Source organism: Flavobacterium azizsancarii, from assembly GCF_027980145.1.
GTDB classification, from domain to species: domain Bacteria; phylum Bacteroidota; class Bacteroidia; order Flavobacteriales; family Flavobacteriaceae; genus Flavobacterium; species Flavobacterium azizsancarii.
Map to the genome: position 1 here is coordinate 160,975 of NZ_JAMZNK010000006.1, position 20,426 is coordinate 181,400.

A 20,426-nucleotide genomic window follows, 5' to 3' on the forward strand; every position below is an offset into this window, starting at 1 on the left:
ATTACGGAATAAAAGTAACTAACAAAATATCCTGAAATCATTTCCTTTTTTTACGGCTGCCAAGCTTGATTTAATTTTTGATTTTAGTCCCGATTCCCAAACGTCGGAAAGGGATAGATTTCTGATTGTGGCTTTCTAAATCTTAAAAAAATATTTATCCTTCTATTACATTCTTCTAAAAATAATTCCACCTTTTTCAGTAAAAGCAAATTTATCTTTTGCGAAAAAAAAGGACTAAAACATCTGAATGATTGTAGCATAAAACTCCTCTAATTTAATGAAAATCAAAATAGAAACTTAAAAATAAGCCGGGACGGGATGTATATCCCATCCGACTTATTTTAACTAACTTAACCAAATTAATTATTTATCCCACCAAATTCTGGTTGTCATTACATCCAACCCCTGGCGTGAAACTGCTTCTTTATAATTAGCTGCATTTGTTATCAACTCTGACTGATCATAAATTAATCTTCTTGGTATAGTTCCTTTTGTTTCTCCTATTGGATCATTTACCGGAACTAAAACAGGAAATCCTGTTCGTCTGTATTCTGAGAATGCTTCGAAACCGTTGAACAACAATACAATCCATTTTTGAGTTATAATTTGTTCGATTTTTTCAGCCTCTGTTCCTGCAGATTTAAAAGCATGAGCTGCAATATAAGTGTTGTATTCTGCTGTTGAAACTGCCGGTACTTTGTCTCCAAAAATAGTCAGTTCCTGCATTGCTCCTTTTACTCCGTCTTCATAATATTTCTGTGCCGTTCCGCCAACATTCCAGCCTTTTACAGCTGCTTCTGCAAGGATAAACTGAACCTCAGCATAAGACATTAACAAAGTAGGTGCGTCTAAGCGCAATACTGTTGAGGTATTAGGATCAGAGAATAATTTTTTGTCTCCACCCGGAAATTCTTTTGCATCATTTGCAAGACCTTGTTGGTTTGCCGGATTATTGTCTCCACTAGCCTCTAATTTGGCATAAATTCTCAAACGCGGATCGTTATTGTTTTTCAATAAATCGATAAATGTTTTACTGAATTTTATATTAGCTTCTCCACCATTCAGATCATTTCTAACCCATGAAGATGTAATAGGATTTGTTCTGACTCCTGCCGGACCTGCATCATGCTGTAAAACAAGACTATCATCATTTGATGTAAAAACTCCTTTAGCTACTGCTTTCTCTACATATTGTTGTGCTTTTGCAGGGTTTACTTTAGACAAACGCATTGCTACTCTCAACATTAATGAATTGGCCAGTTTTTTCCATTGGCTAACATCACTTTGATAATATAAATCAGCTGCACCTACAAATCCTTTACCAGCATCTAAAGCGTCTCCGGCTTCGTCTAATTCTTTTAAAAGGTCATTGTAGATTGCTTCTTGTGTATCGTATTTTGGAGTAAAAACATTTCCATTATACCCTTTTCCTGCTTCAAAATAAGGAACTTCACCGTAAGTATCTGTCAGTTTTTGAAACATTAGTACTTTCATGATTCTAAGCGCCTGAACCATATTCGAATTTTCCGGTGCGTCTTTTACAACAGACATTAACTGAAAAATCTGATTCAGTCCTTTACCGTATGATTCTCCAAAAAGAGAACCTGAATATTCCGCAACATAAGTATATTTTGACCCCGGACCTCCTAATGAAGCAAAGTGCTGCACTATTTGACCTGCATAACCATTGTTTCCTCTGGTATTAGAATAATCCTGTCCGTCTACATAAATCTCAGCAAGTGTAAACATTGATTTTACAGCCGGATCTGTCAAAGCATTTGGATTCTTATTCATTTCCTCGAATCCTTTGTCACATGAAGTTAATGTCATTGCACCAACGATTGTGATACAGAATATTTTTATAAATTTATTTTTCATCTTTCAATCTTTATTATTAAAATTTGACATTAAGCGTAACACCATAATTTCTTGTCAAAGGCATAGAAGCTCTTTCAAGACCTTGCGCATTGCTGTTAGAATAGTTCGATTCCGGATCAATGTTTGGCACTTTATCATAAATTGTCCATAAATTGTGAGCAGAAAATGCTAAACTAATCGATTGAAATGGCGTTTTTGCAAGATATGCTTTAGGGAAATTGTAGCTAAAAGAAACCGCTCTTAACTTCACAAAATCAGCATCATACACAAAGTTTGATGATACATCACTATAACTTCTCCAGTAATCATATGCAGAAACAGTCGTGTTTACAGGATTTCCGTTAATATCTTTTCCGCTTACTACAATTCCGCCTTCACGTCCGGCAAGTGTCTCTTCAGACAATCCGTAGCGTGCTCCTAATTGATTGGTTGCTGAATAGATTTCTCCTCCAAATTTAGCATCTACGAAAATTGAAAGTGTGAAATTTTTATAAGAGAAATCATTTGAAAGTCCCATTGCTGTTGGCGCTACACCTTGTCCAACATTAATTAAATTACCTCTCAGGAATTTACCATTTGTATCCAATACGATATCCCCTTGTGCGTCTCTCAAATAATCATATGCTTTTATTGTTCCAAAAGGCTGCCCTTTTTCCAGAACCACAGAAGCTTTTCCATCTCTGTTGTCGTCAAGTTTTTTAGTCGTTATGTTATCCGATAAATTAAGCACTTCACTATGATTGTAAGCAAAATTGTATCCTATGCTCCATGAAAAAACAGGTGTTTTTATCGCTTTTACATTTATCGCAAATTCAACCCCTTTGTTCATAATTTCTCCTACGTTGATTTTTGTAGTTTTATAACCGGAAGCCTGAGAAATATCAGCATCAGTAATATCATTCGTTGTTTTCTTCTGGTAGAAAGTTAAATCTGTACTTACTCTGTTATTGAAGAAAGTATTTTCGAAACCAAATTCTATTGTACTTACATTATAAGGTTTTAAGAATTTATTGGGTACTGTTTCTCCGTTAACACCCAAAATTGGCTGTCCCTGAGAATCTGTTTGTCCGTCTGGTGCCGTATAAGTCAATGCCAAAGCATATGCATCAGGCAAAGCTCCTCCTACGTTCCCCCAACCTGCTCTAATTTTACCATAAGACATCCATTCCGGTAATTTGATGATCTCAGAATAAATAAAACTGGTACTTACAGAGGGATAAAAAGTACTGTTATTTGATGGATCCAGAGTCGAAAACCAATCTTCACGACCTGTTAAGTTTACATATAAGAAATCTTTGTATCCTATATCAGCTGAGTAGAAAAGAGAGTTTACTTCGCTTTCTGAAAACAATTTTTCAGTTTTATCAGGCTGTGTATTTCCATAGAAATATTTGAACGGAACTATAAAATTATTTCCTTTCATTTTAATACCGCTGTATCTGTTGTGTTGACGGTTCGCTCCAACGAAAGCATCTAAAGAAAGATTTTTTGCAATATCTCCTTTATATCCTAAATAACCCGAAGCATTATATTCTGAACGGCTCTCTACTCTGTTTTCATAAGATCCTCCCGGATTATAGTTGATTCCTGTAGGCTCGATTTCAGTATATTCATAATTAATATCATCAATACCAATTACCCCTTTTGCGTAAATTTTATCTGTAATGTTATAATTTACTTTTGCAGAACCTATAAAACGTTTTCTAAGATCATCGTTCAAAGGTTGTTGTGTTGCAAAGTAAGGATTTGTCTGGTAGGTATTGGAACCAAAATAATCGGCCTCACCACCATTTGCGTCATATCCGTTGCTTAACCATCTGATGTCTGTTCCCGGAGTCAAAAATGTCGTTGGAAAAGAGGCATTTCTTGGAGAGTCATTCAAATAAGGTCTGTTGTGACTTTTCTCTGTAATGTACTGTGCATTTGTTTCAATACTAATTTTCTCATTTACAGCTGAGTTCAGATTCAATGCAATGTTATTTCTTCCGAAATTTGTTCCCGGTAAAATTGACTCGTCTTTTGTATTTCCAAATGACAATCTGAAGTTAGTAGTTTCATTTCCACCAGAAATTGCCAAAGTATTACTAAACGAATAACCTGTTCTGTAGAAATTCTCTACATTATTATTTCCATATGCCTGGTAAGGTCTGTTTTTTCCATCAAGAGAAAGAGAAGGAGTTCCGTCATATCTGTCGCCCCACGCATTATAGTAATTATCCCTAAGTTGTTGTAAATTATTATATCTTGTCGCTACACCATTTAAAGGTTCTCCTGTACCGTATTGATCTTGCCAGTTCAAAAGGCTTGCAGGAGTATTAAAGGTAGAATTTGTACTAAAATCTACACCAAGCCCTGTACCAGCTTTTCCTTTTTTGGTCGTAATCAAGATTACACCATTTGATCCTCTGTACCCGTAAAGAGCAGAAGCAGCACTACCTTTTAATACTGACATAGAAGCGATATCATCCGGATTAAATGATGACATACCATCTCCTTTATCAGCTCCTCCCCACATATTTGCATTTCCTTGCTGGCTGTTGTCGATTGGGATACCATCTACAACATACAAAGGCTGGTTAAGTCCTGAAGCTGAAGTTGCTCCACGAATTACCACACGACTGGAACCTGATGGTCCTGAAACCGGTGCAGAAACGTTAACCCCGGCAATTTTTCCCTGAAGGGCATTCCCTAAGTTAATTTCTTTATTCTTAGTCAGTTCATCGCCTTTCAGTTCTCCAACTGCATAACCCAAACTTTTCTTTTGTTTTTTAACTCCAAATGAAGTTACTACAACATCCTTTAATTCCTGTGTATTTTCTAACAATACAACCGAAACGCGGTTTTCATTTTCCTGAAGTACTACTTGTTTTGATGCAAAACCAATAGACGATACATTTAAGGTAACTTTTCCTTCCGGAACATTCATTTTAAATCGGCCTTCCGCATCTGTAATTGCATTAAACGGTTTTCCCTGAACTTCTATAGACGCAGCAACAACTCCCTTGTTTTCTGCATCCGCCACTATACCCGTTATTAATCGGTTTTGCGCCACAGCTCCTAAGCTGCAAAACAATACCATTCCTAACACTGCCAATATTCGTTTCATAAGCATTTTTTTTTGGTTATTCGTTTTGATTTTTGTTTTGTTTGAACGTGATTGTTTTAATAATTAGTAAAAATTTGAACTCAATTTTAATATGGTATTTATAGCTCTCCAACCTATAAACACTATGATTTAATAGTCATGTAAACATTCTTCTAATTTTAAGAAATCGATATAGTAAACAGATTAAAAAAATAACTGATTATCAGTTCAATCCATCTAAAATCTACTAAAACGATTTAGTAAAATAACTAAAAAAAAACACAAGGCTTTTTTTCTTTTTTATTTTAAAATTTATCCTAAAAACTAAACTGATTCCCGAACAATCAATTCTCCTTTTTTGATACTTTTTTCTACTTTAAATTTATCCATATCAGTCATCTGGCTCATTAATAACTGTATTGACTTTACTGCAATATCTTTAATAGGATGCGCAATAACTGTAATTGTTGGCGTGTGCAGCTTATAACTGTCATGATCATCAAAGCTAATTACTGAAATATCTTCAGGAATCCTGATTCCCATGCTTCTAAAAGCCTGAAGCCCCGCAAGACCCATATAATTTGCTAAGAATATAACGGCATCAATGGCAGGATTCTTTTTAAAAAAATCTTTTATTGTTGCTATTTTAGCCTCTTCATTACTATGGTAATCCATATGAAGCACGAATGATTCATTATAAATTTCGAATTCTTTTAATGCATCGCGACAACCATCTTCTCTCAATTTCATCTGAATCATTTCAGACTTGCTATTGACTATAGCAATATTTTTACGCCCTTTATTGATCAGGAATTTCATTGCCTGATGAGAAGCTTCATAATTATCCATTACGACATGGCTTACTCTCTGGCCCGGAAAATACCTGTCGATCAATACAACCGGTTTTTTTAATTTTAAGAGCAGTTCAATACTTTCCTCAAGGTTTTCTGTTGGTGCAATAATAAACCCATCAACATTTGCCTGCAAAAGGCTATGGATCAATTCTTCAGAACGTTCATCATCACCGCCAGTACTACAATAAAAAACCCTGTAGTCGATACTTTTTGCTTCGTCTTCTATAACCCTGGCGAGGTCAGCAAAAAACTGATTCGAAATATCTTCGACAATTAAACCTATAGATCTCGTTTTTCCGGTTCTAAGACTTGTAGCAATCATGCTAGGTCGATAATTAAGCTTTTCTGCAACTTCCTGCACTTTTTTAATCACCGCGGGGCTAATCCCCATTTTCTCGCCTTTATCATTAATGACAAAAGATACAGTAGATATAGACACTTGCGCCTCTGTGGCAATATCCTTAATAGTAATCTTTTTCATCACGCGAGTTAATTTTTTATTAAGTTCTTACTAATAATGTCACAAATATATATAAAAATAGTTACTAAAACGATTTTGTAATTATTTTTTTAAACTAATCGTTTTTTTAAAGTGAATTAATCATATAATCATCAGTAAATACAAGTATTTCTACCATTAATCATTTTATTATTCTTTAAACGAAGCCTGCTATTTTAATATGAATAATCTGTTATTGTGTTTCTGTGATCTCGCAAAAAAATGTTTCTTTCGTAATGAATTATCCTTGTAACTGCTGTGTTTAATGCAATACTTTAAAAATAAAATTATTTTTTATTCTCGTATTTATGAAATAAATACTTCTAATATTGATGCTGAACCATCTAGGATATAACTGCGCATATCAGCAGGAATCAAAACTGTATCCCCTTTTTTATATTGATAGGTTACGTTTTCATATCTCATTTCAAAAGAACCTTCGATACACATGTAAACCGTAAAAGTCTCTCCGTTTTTATTCCCTTCAATTTTTCCGTCTAACGGAATAAAATTAGTGGTAAAATAAGGACAATCAACAATTACATTCGATTGATTTGAAACCGTTTCATATTTTTTATGTGTATCTGTTTTATTATAATTAATGGCATCGAGTGCTAAATCAACATGTAGTTCTCTTTTGTTTCCCTGAGCATCTACCCTGTCAAAATCATACAATCGATAGGTAATATCAGATGTCTGCTGGATTTCAGCCACAACCAATCCTGCCCCAATTGCGTGAACAGTTCCGGTTTCAAGAAAGAAAACATCTCCTGCATTTACTTTTACATCATCCAGAATAGAAACCAATGTATTATTATTTAGATTTTCCAGATATTCTTCTTTACTCGAATCTTCTTTAAAACCTACTATAATTCTTGCATCAGTATCTGCCTGCATCACGTACCACATTTCAGTTTTACCAAAAGAATTGTGACGTTCTTTTGCCAATTTATCATTTGGGTGTACTTGTATCGAAAGATCTTCGCGCGCATCCAGATATTTAAACAATAAAGGAAACTGATTGCCAAATCGTTTATAAACTGCTGTACCTAAAATTTCGTTTGGTGATCCGTCAATTAATTCTGTTAATGATTTTCCTTTTAATTCTCCATTAGCCACAACGCTTACATCACCTTCTACGGTAGACAATTCCCAACTTTCTCCTGTAATCTCAGATGTGATTGGTTTATTAAGAACTGTTTGTAGTTTTTCTCCTCCCCAAATTCTGTCTTTCAGGATTGGTTCAAATTGCAAAGGGTACATTTTTATGCTCATTTTTATATTTTTTAAATTAATATCTAGTTTGTTGTTTTCTTTTTGCCACAGATTAAATGATTAAAATGATTTTTAAAATATCTGCCAAATCTGCGTGAAACCTTTTTTTTTGCCACGACCCGAGCAAAAGCAAATAGGCGAAGCAATTACACGAATTTCCACTAATTAATTTGACTCATTTAAATAATAAACGTGTCTAATTCAAATCATTTAATTTTTGAAATCTGTGGCTAAACTTTTTTCTCACGCAGATCTGGCAGATTAAGCAATTTTTTTTAGACAAATACTAGAAGGGAAAAATCCGTGTTTATCCGTGTGCCATTTACATATGCTTAAGTTTGTTTTTTTTTACCACAAATTAAAATGTTTTTTTTACCACAAATTGCACAAATTTTCTCAAATTATTTTCTTGTAGATTTTTCAGATTTTTACAAACAATAGAAAAAAAATCCGTGTTTATCCGTGTTTTCGCTTTAGCGAATCCGTCTCATCCGCGTGCCATTTCGTAAGCAATTTACTTTATAGAAATAGCCACTCCACCACTCGCTGCTAATTTTTGTTTTATCTTTGCTTTCTATTTAGCACTAATTATTCTCTCGCAGATTTGGCACATCAAGCAGATTTTTTTGCCAACCAACAGAAAAAATCCGTGTTTATCCGTGTTTTCGCTTTAGCGAATCAGCGTCATCCGTGTGCCATTTCGTAAGCAATTTACTTTATAGAAATAGCAACTCCACCACTCGCTGCTAATTTTTGTTTCAATTTTGTTTTGCTATTTACCGTTATTTTTCGAATAGTATACGATTGTGGATTGGTTTTGTAATCTGCCGTTTTTCCGTCTTCATAAATTATTGCTGTATATGATTTTCCTGCAGGAAGAAAACTAAAGTCAATCAAAGCCGTACGCGGGTTTTCATCGGTGATACCGCCTACAAACCATTCTTGTTTTCCTTTTGTTTTTCTTGCAATCGTGATATAATCTCCCGGTTCTGCTTCAAGAACATAAGTTGCATCCCAATCCAGCGCGACATCTTTTATGAACTGAAAAGCATCATTAAAACGCATATAATTTTCAGGCAAATCAGCCGCCATTTGCAACGGACTGTACATGGTAACATATAATGCCAATTGTTTTGCAAGTGTTGTACTGAGCTTGTTCTTTTTAGCTCCGTAAACAGATAAATCTCCCTGAAAAATTCCGGGCGTATAATCCATTGGACCTCCCATTAGTCGGGTAAAAGGCAAAATTGTTGTGTGATCCGGATGAATTCCTTCCATTGATTCAAACTCCGTTCCTCGCGCTGATTCCTGAGCAAACCAGTTAGGATAGGTACGGTGCAAACCAGTTGGACGAACTGCTTCATGAGAGTCTACCATTATTTTATGTTTGGCAGCTTCTTTGGCTACATATGTATAATGATTGACCATTTGCTGTCCGTCATGATGTTCTCCTCTTGGAATAATTGGCCCAACATATCCTGTTTTTACAGCATTATAATTATTATCAACCATAAAGTTGAAGGCATCATTTAATTGTCGTTCGTACTCAGCAGTCGAAGATGTAGTTTCGTGATGCATGACAATTTTCACCTTCTTCTTACTGGCATAATCACTTAAATCTTTCACATCAAAATCAGGATAGGCTTTTGTAAAACTATAAATACGTTCTTTTTTGAAAGCCGTATTATCTTCCCAGCCTTCATTCCAGCCTTCGACTAAAACTGCATCAAAACCATTTGCTGCGGCGAAATCAATATATTCTTTTACATGTTTTGTATTGGCTCCGTGTGTATTATTTGGTTTTAATTTAGAGAAATCAGTTTCACCAATTACAACATCCTGATTATCAGAATATGCCCAGGTAGATCCTCCACCTGTAAAATATTCCCACCAAACGCCAATGTATTTAACGGGTTTAATCCAGGAAGTATCATCAAAACTACAAGGTTCATTAAGATTCAAAATCATTTTTGATGCTAAAATAGCTCTGGCGTCATCACTCACTACAATGGTTCGCCAAGGCGTAAAACTTCCGGTCTGAATATATCCTTTATTTCCAACAGCATCCGGAACGAGATGAGAACTTAATGAATACGTTTTGTCATCGACATTAAGACACATTGCCGGATAATTTTTCAAGGCTGCTTCGTGAATATTGATATAAAGTCCGTCATTGGTCTTCATCATTAAAGGCGTTTGTGTTGCCAAATTTTTAATAGTCGTTTGAGCCGCAAGAGAAACATGTGTAGCTTTATAGACCAAAGATTGCATCTCTGATATTTTTGAAGTTGTATAACTATATTCGTTCGTGTCATAATCTCCAGGAATCCAGAAAAGTTTATGATCTCCTGTCAGATTAAATTCGGTAGTTTCTTCCTGAATAATAAAGTGACGTAAGTTATCCTGCACCGGAAATTCATATCGAAACCCCAAACCATCATTAAACAAACGAAAGTAAATCGACATTTTTCGCTTACTCTTTTCTTGCACAAGATCTGCCTTTAATTCATTATATTGATTTTGTATTTCTTTTTGTTCTCCCAAAACCGGTTTCCAGATACTATTATCCGACTGAAATTTTGTGGCAGCGATCTGAAAACCTTCATTCAGCATACTATCTGACTTTAGAACAAAACCCAATTTGCTTTCTTTGATCACTTCTTTTTTCTTGTAAATCAAAGAATAAACAGGAGTTCCTGCTGTATTTACTGAAAATTTCATAGTAAGATTACCATCAGGAGATTTTAGTTCCTGGGCATCTACAAATACATTCGAAACGATAATAAAAAAGCAGGTAAAAAATATATTTTTCATAAATCAAGAAATTTTCAATAGTTGCTAAATCGATTTAGCAAACATAATAAAAAATGTCATACTTGTAAACTTAATGTAAAATTTATGATTTCGAAATAACTAATTAATCTTACCAAACAGAATATATGACACTACAATTCAAAAGCTTACAGCCCATTAAAAACATAAGAAATGAATAGTAATCAACACCAAAAATCTATCGAAATAAAAGGTTTATAAAAAAATTAACAACTACGAGAACCAATAAAAAGTATCTTTGGCACTGATTATGACAAAAAAGTTCTACATATTGCTGCTTGTAACGCTTGGTTTCCTTATGGGACCAACGCTTACTTATGCGCATGGAACAAAGACAGCAATGTCATGTTGTAAAAAAGAATCTTCATCAGAAAACTGCTGCAAGAAAAAAGGTTCTAAAGAAAAAGAACATAACTGCGATAAAGGTTGTTTAGGTAATTCTTGTACTCCAACGTCCAGCTGTGGTTTTTCGCCAATGGCAATTTTTCAAACAGAAAACAACTCACTTTTTAGTTTTTCTGACAAAAAACAAAATTACTTTTATTCAGAAATCTTTATTTCTTCAGATTTCCGTTCTATCTGGCTTCCACCTAAAATAAGCTAGATTTATTCCCTGACAGCCATAAGTCTGTCTTATCCAAAGTCATTTTAAGGCTTTAAAAATCAAAACATTTTTTAATCCCTATTCTATTCACAGAAATAGCTGTATTTGCTATCGTTTCTGTTGTGGTTTTAGGATTAATTCATCTACAAAAAAAACATATAATGAACTCAATAAAAAAATTATTGATGGTAATAACTTTATTACTATCAGTTACTTTCGCCAGCGCGCAAATCAAAAATAAAACTACTCAAACTGTAAAAATCAATGGCAATTGCGCCATGTGCAAAAAGACTATTGAAACAGCTGCAAACATAGATAATGTTGCTAAAGTAAACTGGAACAAAGACACCAAAATTGCAACGATTACTTACGATAATAAAAAGACCAATCCTGATGCTATACTAAAACGTGTTGCAGATGCCGGATATGATAACGAAAGTTTTACTGCTCCAACTGCAGTTTATGATGAATTGCACGGATGTTGCCAATACGACAGAGATGCAAGCCCTAAAAAAGCAGAATAATCATAATTAAATCATTCAAAAAACAAGCTTGTCTGTATTATTAACGAATAAGACAATACTACAGACAAGCATTTTAAAAAAAATATCATGTTCAAAATAAAAAATAAAATCACATTATTCCTCCTTATTGCAACTGTTGCTGTAACAAATGCGCAGATAAAAATAGGAGATAGTTTTCCGTATGTTCAACTTCAGAACAATAAGAATGCTACGGTTAAACTAAATTCTTTTAAAGGAAAAACAGTTTTAGTCGACTTTTGGGCATCATGGTGTGCTCCTTGCCGAATGGCGAATAAAAATCTTGTAAAATTGTACGATCAGTACAAAGGTCAAAACTTTGAAATCGTTGGAATATCAATTGATAATGACAAAACAAAATGGCTAAAAGCAATTGAGAAAGACAAAATGAAACACCAGCAATTAACTGACCCAAAAGGTTTTGATGCTAAAACGGCTGTAACTTTTGGAGTGGATGCTTTGCCTTCTACCTTTCTTTTTGATGCATCAGGAAAACTGATTGCCATAAACCCAACCGAAGCACAAATAATTGCTCAAATCAAAAAAAACAAATAAAATGAAAACCTTACATATAAAATTCATAGCCGCTGCACTTTTAGTAGTATTAACAAGTGTAAATTCTTATTCGCAAATTACTAAAGCCGAAATAATGGCAACAGGATTAACTTGTTCTATGTGTTCGAATGCGATCAACAAACAATTAAAATCCTTAACTCAGGTAGACAGTATTGGTACTGACCTGAACACAAATACATTTACGGTTTACTTTAAAAAAGACAATTCAGTCGAGCCAAAAGTTTTGAAAAAAGCCGTTGAAAAAGCAGGTTTTTTCGTAGGTTCTATGGTATTGACCGCTAAGTTTCATACCGATCAAATTGAGGATAACACAACCTTAAAGATGGATGATGCGACTTATACTTTCATCGACATCAAAAAACCTGTAGCGCATGAAGAAATGAAATACAGAGTATTGGATAAAGGTTTTGTAACTCAAAAAGAGTATAAAAAACTAGTTAAATCTTATGCTAAATATCCTGGTTATGCCACAGAAAACGAGAATGATTATTACCTAAAAACATTATAAAAATGAAACAGCTATCAATAATTTTCTTATTCCTTGTTTCATTCCAAATAGATGCACAAGAACTTTTTGTAGTAACAGAACCTGCCAGTAACGTTCCGGCGGGTTCTATTGGGGTTCGCGTTGGACAATCGCTTATGGACAACAAACATGAAAGTGGCTCAATGTATAATTTAACTCCGGAAGTTACCTGGGGAGTCAATAAAAATTTAATGGTTCGTACCTCAGCTTTTCTAAGCAATCAGGATAATGGTTTGGGGCTTAAAGGCGGTGGTTTTTATGCCAAATACCGATTCTTTTCTGTAGATGATCTGCAAAGTCATTTCAGGATGGCTGCCTTTGGTAGATACAGTTATAATAACTCGTTTTTTACTCAGGAAGCTATTGACCTGGCCAACGGAAATTCAGGTTATGAAGCCGGTTTGGTGGCCACTCAACTGATTCATAAAGTAGCTTTGAGTTCTTCTGTAAGTTATGTGCGTGCACTGAACAATCCTGATTATAGTTTCCCGGATGCCTTAGGAAAGAATGCTATAAACTATACATTTTCAGTAGGTAAATTAATGTATCCTAAAAAATATACGAGTTACAAACAGACCAATATAAATGCGATGCTGGAATTTACAGGGCAAACCATAACCGAAAACGGAAAATCATATATGGATGTTGTTCCTTCGATTCAGTTTATCATTAATAGTCAGGCGAGAATTGACCTTGCTTATAAAAAAGAATTGTACAGCTCAATGGACCGTGCCGCAACTGATGGCGTTTTCCTAAAACTGGAATACACTTTTTTTAATGTGACGAAATAAATTACTTTTTAAGATTTTATCACGATAACCATTGGGAATGAGTAAATTTTATTTCACGCAGATTTTAAAAAGATTTAAGCGGATAAATGCAGATCTATTTTAAATCTGCTCTAATCTGCGTGAAACAAAAATCGTTTATTATTACTGAATATCAAGATGCATACACAAAGAATTAATCGTATAATATTTTCATAAAAGTAACAGCCTCTACTTTATTTAAATTTTATTTTGCCCTCCTTATGACAAAAAAATTCTACATAGTCCTAATTATAACACTTGGTTTCTTTATGGGTCCAATGTTTAATTATGCCCGTGGAATTAAAACACAAAAGATATGTTTTAAAAACAAAACATTTTTAATAGTAGCTTGTGAGGAAACAACCGAACACAGATGTGTTAAAGGTTGTGTCAAAAGTTCCGGTGATTGTCCTGTGGTTTACTGTAGTTATCATTCCCCTATGATTTCTTTCCAGATAGACAATCATTATTTTTTAAATTTTTCAAAAAGAGAACAAAACTATTATTATCCGGAAATCTTTATTTCTTCAGGCTTCCGTTCCATTTGGCTTCCGCCAAAAATAAGCTAGACTCCTTTTCCGACAGCCATAAATGCGTCTTGTTCAAATTCAATTTTAAGGCTTAAAATCATAAAACATATAATTCGATAACAGAATATAGCCGTATTTGCTATGGTTACTGCTGTATATTGAAATTAATTCTTTCAAAATAATAACACAATGAATTCAATAAAAACATTATTGATGGCAATCATCTTATTGCTATCAGTCACATTCGTTAATGCACAAATCAAAAAAGGTGATACTTTTCCGAATATTCAATTTCAAAATAATAAGAACAAAACAATCCAACTAAACTCCTATAAAGGAAAAACAGTCTTAGTAGACTTTTGGGCCTCATGGTGTCCTAATTGCAGGGCAGCCAGCAAAGATTTGGTTGCTTTCTACGATAAATACAAAGGACAAAATTTTGAGATTGTTGGAATATCAGTAGATGAAGACAAAACAAAATGGCTAAAAGCGATTGAAAAAGACAAAATGAAACATCCTCAATTAATTGACCCAAAAGGCTTCAATGCTGAATCAGTAGCAGTCTTTGGAGTAAAAGGATTACCTAGTACTTATCTTTTTGATTCTTCAGGAAAACTGGTAGCTATCAATCCAACCGAAGCACAAATAATTGCTCAAATTAAAAAGAAACAGATCTAAAAAATAGTTGTTTCGATGGCAAAATACTTATCGAAACAATTACTATAGCTTAATAAAAATCAAATCATCACCAGAACAAATCGTTCTGATTAAACTTATAAAATGAAGAAAATCTTATATTTATTATTCCTGTTTTTTGCTTTCGCCAAAATTCAGGCCCAGATCATCAATCCCGTAAAATGGGAGGCCTCGATTGAGAAAAAATCTGCCTCGGAGTTTGTTCTTTCTTTTAACGGAACTATCGAAAAAGGCTGGCACGTATATTCTCAATTCACTCCTGAAGATGGTCCGCTTCCTGCCGAATTCCTTTTTCATGATAACAAAAATAATTATGAGCTTGTTGGAAAAGCAACCGAAAGCGAAACCAAACGAGAGTTCAATGAAGTCTTTGGTGTCGATGAAATCTTCTTTTCTGATAAAGTTGTTTTTACTCAATTAATCAAACAAATCAATCCCGAAAAGGAAACGATTCAGGTAGAACTTTCGTATCAGGTCTGTAAAGAGAACTGCATTAGCGAAAGCAAATACTTCGAATTTAATCTTAAAACACTTAAAGCGAAAGAAATTCAGGCTACCGATATTGCAAATGAAAAAACTACAAAAGTTAATGCAACTACCGCAATAGAAAAAGAACCGGAATCTAAGAAATCTGATTCTAGTTTATACATGATTTTCTTTATTGCTTTTTTATCCGGCTTTGCTGCATTGCTTACGCCTTGCGTTTTTCCAATGATTCCTATGACAGTGAGTTTCTTTACCAAACAAAGCAAAACCAAGGCAAAAGGAATTAAAAATGCGATTATTTACGGGATTTCAATCATTCTTATTTATGTCTTTTTAGGAACCGTAATTACCTTAATTTTTGGCGCGGATGCTTTAAACGCATTGTCTACCAATGTATGGTTCAATATAATTTTCTTTGTATTACTGGTTGTATTTGCTTTATCCTTTTTAGGCGCTTTCGAAATTATGCTGCCTAATTCATGGGCCAATAAAGTAGATCGTCAGGCAGATAAAGGCGGAATACTAGGAATCGTATTCATGGCATTGGCATTGGCAATCGTTTCCTTTTCCTGTACAGGACCAATTATAGGAACCTTATTGGTTGAAGCAGCTTCTAAAGGCGGAATCGCTCCAATTGTTGGAATGCTTGGTTTCTCATCTGCTCTGGCATTACCTTTTATGTTATTTGCCATGTTTCCGGGCTGGTTAAACACATTACCAAAATCTGGCGGATGGTTAAATACCGTAAAAGTATTTTTAGGTTTTCTGGAATTGGCTCTTGCTTTTAAATTCTTATCGAATGCTGATTTGGTATTGCAATTGCATTGGTTCGAAAGAGAAATTTTCTTAGCCATCTGGATCGCAATATTTGGTACTTTGGCCTTCTACTTATTCGGAAAAATAACTTTACCGCATGATTCTCCTTCGTCTTCTATTTCAGTAGGACGATTATCTGCCGGATTGGTAGTATTGGTATTTACGATTTATCTTATTCCGGGATTGTGGGGCGCGCCTTTAAAATTGATTAGTGGCTTCCCTCCTCCAATGACGTACAGTGAATCGCCATATGGTGTTGGAGGTTCTGGCAAAGAAACTGCATCATCTGCAAAAGCGTTACCAGACGGCGCGCATAAAGGCCCGCATGATATCATGGCTTTTACTGATTATGAAAAAGGATTGGCTTACGCCAAAAGTGTAAACAAACCAATTCTTCTGGATTTTACAGGATTCGCCTGTGTTAATTGCCGAAAAATGGAAGATTATGTTTGGTCCGATCCCCGCATATTATCGATATTAAATAATGAAGTTGTTTTGATTTCTTTATATGTTGATGACAAAAGAGAACTTCCGGATGAAGAACAATATGTATCTAAAGAAACTGGCAAAAAGATACAATCGATAGGCAATAAATGGAGTGATTTTCAGATTACCCGTTATAAAGCAAATGCTCAACCGTACTATATTATATTAGACACGAACGAACAAAGCCTGAATAAACCAGCGGGATATACTCCTGACATTGCAGAATATGAGCAATGGTTAAAATCCGGAATTCAGCAATTTAAAAAATAACAGAAACGCTGTTTTTAATATTGATTTTTGACCATTAAGAAATTAAGAAAAGTTAAGTGCTGATACTTAATGAAGCCTAATTTCTTAATGGTTATTTTTTTACCCCAGATCAAAAATTTTTTTATGATATTAACTAAAATCATAAAATCTGCAAAATATTAACTTTTACTATATTCATAACAATCAATACCTTATAAAAAACTTACCTAAATTGTGAATATCTATTTCCAGAATTAAGAATTTATTTTCCTGTAAAATCTATCTTTGACATCCTTAAAAAACAATAGAAGATGAGCGCAACTTGGTACGAATGCAAAGTAAAATATAGAAAGACAGATGAAACGGGTGGACAAAAAGTTTTAACCGAACCTTATTTGGTTGATGCTTTATCTTATACTGAAGCTGAAAAAAGAATAAATGAAGAGATGGCAGCTTATATTAGTGAAGAATTTAAAATCACAAATATAAAAGTGGCCAATTATGCTGAGATTCATCCTTTTGAAAACGCAGATCGTTGGTTCAAGTCAAAAGTTTCTTTGATGGCTTATGATGAAGAAAGCGGTAAAGAAAGAAGATCGAATATGTACTTATTAGTGCAGGCAAATGATGTAAGAGAAGCCTATGACAATACACTTCATGTTATGCAAAGCACAATGGGAGAATACTCGATCCCGGCAGTTTCTGAATCTCCAATCATGGACGTTTTCCCTTATTTCAGCGGTGAAGAAGGAGAAACAGAACAATTAGAAAGATTCAATAAACTAAAAGCTTCAAGACCTGTAGAGGTTGAAAAAGTGGATCACATGGAATTTGAAGAAGCATTAGAGGAATAATTTTTCTAAAATCTCAAAAAAATGAAATTCCAAATCCCATAAAGGACTTCAATTGTTCCTGTGGAATTTTTATAAAACTAGCTTCAGAGAAATCTGGAGCTTTTTTGTTTTGTAACATTTTGGATAATACGCTGACTTATTCTACATTCAAAATAAATTATATATTAGCTATATCATTAACAGCCTGCCAACAAACCCAATTTACATGAATAAAAAAACGATAATTTTACTCGGGTTCATCATTTTAAAATTTGTTTTGCAGTATGTTTTAATAAGCCCTGAATACGATTTGCAGCGTGATGAATATTTACATCTGGATCAGGCACATCATTTGGCCTGGGGATATTTATCGGTTCCGCCCGTAACCTCCTGGATTTCTTATATTATATTTTTATTGGGCAATTCTGTTTTCTGGATAAAGTTCTTCCCTGCCCTTTTTGGCGCTTTGACACTTCTTGTGGTCTGGAAAACTATTGAACTTTTAAAAGGTAATTTATATGCATTAATCTTAGGATCGACCTGCATTTTGTTTTCAGTATTGTTGCGGCTTAACACGCTGTATCAGCCAAACTCTTTGGATGTATTATGCTGGACAGTATTTTATTATGTAATCATTCAATACATTTCTATAGAAAAACCAAAATGGCTCTATATAGGTGCTGTCGTATTTGCTTTTGGCTTTCTCAACAAATACAATATTCTATTTCTGCTCATTGGCCTCTTGCCTGCTCTTTTATTTTCGAATCAAAGAAAAGTGTTTGCAGAAAAGAAACTCTATTTTGCCTTAATTTTAGGGTTGCTTTTAATATTACCCAATCTTTTATGGCAATACAACAATCAATTCCCGATTGTACACCACATGAAGGAACTGTCCGAAACACAATTGGTCAATGTCGATCGTTTAGATTTTCTAAAAGAACAGCTTTTATTTTTTATCGGTTCTTTTCCGGTTATTCTTGCAGCTTTATATGCTTTATTGTTTTATAAACCTTTCACAAAATACAAGTTCTTTTTTGCTTCTCTAATTTTTACCTTTGCCGTTTTTATCTATTTCAAAGCCAAAGCCTATTATGCTATTGGACTGTATCCTGTTTACATTGCTTTTGGAGCAGTTTTTCTTTCTCAAACTTTACAATCTGGTTGGCAACGTTATTTAAAACCCGTATTTATCATTATTCCGCTATTGTTTTTTATTCCGATGTATCATGTCGTTTTCCCAAATAAAAGTCCGGAATACATTGTAAAAAATCCGGAACAATATAAAAAATTAGGAATGCTGCGTTGGGAAGACGGAAAAGACCACGATCTGCCGCAAGATTTTGCTGATATGCTGGGCTGGAAAGAACTTGCCCGAAAAACCGACTCAGTTTATGCATTGATTCCAAATAAAAAAGAGACACTTGTACTTTGTGACAACTACGGACAAGCCGGCGCCATAAATTATTACACCAAAAAAGGAATAAAAGCAGTTTCGTTTAATGCCGATTATGTCAATTGGTTCAATCTGGACATTCAATATAAAAACCTGATCAGAATCAAAAATTATGAAGAAAACAGTACCGAATTTCAGAAAACCAGTCCTTTCTTTCAGTCTTCTGTTATTGCAGGAGAAATAACGAATAAATATGCAAGGGAATACAAAACCACTATTTTTGTTTTCGCTAATACTAAAATCAATATCAACAAAAGGATTGAAGCCGAAATTAAAGAAGAGAAAAATTACAACAAATAAATACCATGATAGACTTTAGCTCTATAGAATATTTAAAAAACGGAAAACAAAAACAGATTAAGGCTTTTGACATCCTGACTCAGCACAAAGTTTTACTAAATCTTGTTGAATTCGATCCTATTTTGGTTGGTACGATTCCAATTAATATTGATATAGAAAAAAGTGATCTCGATATTATCTGTCATTGGAAAAACAAAAACGATTTTACAGCAAAACTAAATTCATTTTTTGGAAAAGAAACCGACTTCACAATCAGAGAAATATCAATTAATGAGAAAGAATCAGTTATTGCCAACTTTAAAATCGATGGTTTTGAAATTGAAGTTTTTGGACAAAATGTTCCAACCAAAAGTCAAAATGGCTATAAACACATGATCATTGAACATGAAATTCTACAATCTCATGACGAAAACTTCAGATTAGAAATCATCAAACTCAAACAAAACGGTTATAAAACCGAACCTGCTTTTAGTCATTTATTAGGTTTAAAAGGAGGTCCGTACTTAGCATTATTAGAATACAAAATTTAAGTGATTATTATGCTATTTGTAACTAACTACACTTCAATAAATTATATTTAAAATCCAAAAAATTAAAAATAATTTAGAAATTCCTTGCCACAACCGTATTAACTGTGTATCTTTGCACCCGAAACAACGCGGGATAGAGCAGTAGGCAGCTCGTCGGGCTCATAACCCGAAGGTCACAGGTTCGAGTCCTGTTCCCGCTACTAGTAAAAATTAAAAGCCGAGAAATCTATATTTCGCGGCTTTTTTTGTGGTTCGAAAAATTTAGTTCCAAATTAGAAATAATATTAACCCCCCTGTATTTTCTAGGAAATTTGGTTCGAGTCCTGTTAGGTTAAACACATAAATACAATTATTTAAAAATATATGGATATTTCGGTTCGATTTGTGCCAGTGATTTCGGTCGGACCGTGCCACCCATTTCGGTGAATTTGTGCCACTATTTCGGTTTGAATAGTGCCACTATTTCGGTTCAATTTGTGCCACTCGGTTAATAAGTCATAGTTTTCCGGTTCGATTTGTGCCACTTTGAAAGATCAAAATCAGCTACTATCTTGTTGTTATCTAAAG

The 20,426-nt window shown here is 34.1% G+C and carries 15 protein-coding genes and 1 tRNA gene; 11 read left to right on the top strand and 5 right to left on the bottom strand.

Features of this window, described 5'->3' with window-relative positions:
- Positions 1 to 363: 363 nt before the first annotated feature.
- The 5 genes from NJT12_RS06080 to NJT12_RS06100 all read right to left on the bottom strand — a co-directional run bounded on the left by NJT12_RS06080 (position 364) and on the right by NJT12_RS06100 (position 10,405).
- Positions 364 to 1,878, bottom strand: a complete 1,515-nt coding sequence (locus NJT12_RS06080) for a SusD/RagB family nutrient-binding outer membrane lipoprotein (protein ID WP_271334994.1) — start codon at positions 1,876 to 1,878, stop codon at positions 364 to 366.
- 16 nt (positions 1,879 to 1,894) lie between these two features.
- On the bottom strand, positions 1,895 to 4,984 hold the full coding sequence (locus NJT12_RS06085) for a SusC/RagA family TonB-linked outer membrane protein (protein WP_271334995.1): 3,090 nt from the start codon (positions 4,982 to 4,984) through the stop codon (positions 1,895 to 1,897).
- A gap of 303 nt (positions 4,985 to 5,287) precedes the next feature.
- Positions 5,288 to 6,298, bottom strand: coding sequence for a LacI family DNA-binding transcriptional regulator (locus tag NJT12_RS06090; RefSeq protein WP_271334996.1), 1,011 nt, complete (start codon positions 6,296 to 6,298; stop codon positions 5,288 to 5,290).
- A 324-nt stretch (positions 6,299 to 6,622) separates the two neighbouring features.
- Complete coding sequence (locus tag NJT12_RS06095; protein ID WP_271334997.1) at positions 6,623 to 7,591, bottom strand: type I phosphomannose isomerase catalytic subunit; 969 nt, start codon at positions 7,589 to 7,591, stop codon at positions 6,623 to 6,625.
- Between the two features lie 711 nt (positions 7,592 to 8,302).
- Positions 8,303 to 10,405 (bottom strand): glycoside hydrolase family 97 protein, encoded by a 2,103-nt coding sequence (locus NJT12_RS06100; protein ID WP_271334998.1) that lies wholly within the window; start codon positions 10,403 to 10,405, stop codon positions 8,303 to 8,305.
- Between the two features lie 268 nt (positions 10,406 to 10,673).
- Between NJT12_RS06100 and NJT12_RS06105 the strand changes: the two genes are divergently transcribed.
- From NJT12_RS06105 to NJT12_RS06155, 11 genes are all read left to right on the top strand, one after another.
- Complete coding sequence (locus tag NJT12_RS06105; RefSeq protein WP_271334999.1) at positions 10,674 to 11,027, top strand: hypothetical protein; 354 nt, start codon at positions 10,674 to 10,676, stop codon at positions 11,025 to 11,027.
- 161 nt (positions 11,028 to 11,188) lie between these two features.
- Positions 11,189 to 11,551 carry a heavy-metal-associated domain-containing protein gene (locus NJT12_RS06110; RefSeq protein ID WP_271335000.1) on the top strand — a complete coding sequence of 121 codons (363 nt, stop codon included), beginning with the start codon at positions 11,189 to 11,191 and terminating at the stop codon, positions 11,549 to 11,551.
- 87 nt (positions 11,552 to 11,638) lie between these two features.
- Positions 11,639 to 12,124 carry a TlpA family protein disulfide reductase gene (locus tag NJT12_RS06115; protein WP_271335001.1) on the top strand — a complete coding sequence of 162 codons (486 nt, stop codon included), beginning with the start codon at positions 11,639 to 11,641 and terminating at the stop codon, positions 12,122 to 12,124.
- Between the two features lies 1 nt (position 12,125).
- Positions 12,126 to 12,653 carry a heavy-metal-associated domain-containing protein gene (locus tag NJT12_RS06120; protein ID WP_271335002.1) on the top strand — a complete coding sequence of 176 codons (528 nt, stop codon included), beginning with the start codon at positions 12,126 to 12,128 and terminating at the stop codon, positions 12,651 to 12,653.
- A gap of 2 nt (positions 12,654 to 12,655) precedes the next feature.
- Positions 12,656 to 13,462, top strand: coding sequence for a hypothetical protein (locus NJT12_RS06125; protein ID WP_271335003.1), 807 nt, complete (start codon positions 12,656 to 12,658; stop codon positions 13,460 to 13,462).
- Positions 13,463 to 14,199: 737 nt separating this feature from the next.
- Positions 14,200 to 14,688, top strand: a complete 489-nt coding sequence (locus NJT12_RS06130) for a TlpA family protein disulfide reductase (protein ID WP_271335004.1) — start codon at positions 14,200 to 14,202, stop codon at positions 14,686 to 14,688.
- A gap of 102 nt (positions 14,689 to 14,790) precedes the next feature.
- The gene (locus NJT12_RS06135) at positions 14,791 to 16,764 is read left to right on the top strand and encodes a protein-disulfide reductase DsbD family protein (protein WP_271335005.1); all 1,974 of its coding nucleotides are present in this window, start codon (positions 14,791 to 14,793) and stop codon (positions 16,762 to 16,764) included.
- Positions 16,765 to 17,054: 290 nt separating this feature from the next.
- On the top strand, positions 17,055 to 17,597 hold the full coding sequence (locus tag NJT12_RS06140; RefSeq protein WP_271335006.1) for a DUF4494 domain-containing protein: 543 nt from the start codon (positions 17,055 to 17,057) through the stop codon (positions 17,595 to 17,597).
- 205 nt (positions 17,598 to 17,802) lie between these two features.
- Complete coding sequence (locus NJT12_RS06145) at positions 17,803 to 19,329, top strand: glycosyltransferase family 39 protein (protein WP_271335007.1); 1,527 nt, start codon at positions 17,803 to 17,805, stop codon at positions 19,327 to 19,329.
- A gap of 5 nt (positions 19,330 to 19,334) precedes the next feature.
- Positions 19,335 to 19,859, top strand: a complete 525-nt coding sequence (locus tag NJT12_RS06150; protein ID WP_271335008.1) for a DUF4269 domain-containing protein — start codon at positions 19,335 to 19,337, stop codon at positions 19,857 to 19,859.
- 127 nt (positions 19,860 to 19,986) lie between these two features.
- Positions 19,987 to 20,059: transfer RNA gene (locus NJT12_RS06155), tRNA-Met, on the top strand.
- The last annotated feature ends 367 nt before the right edge of the window (positions 20,060 to 20,426 follow it).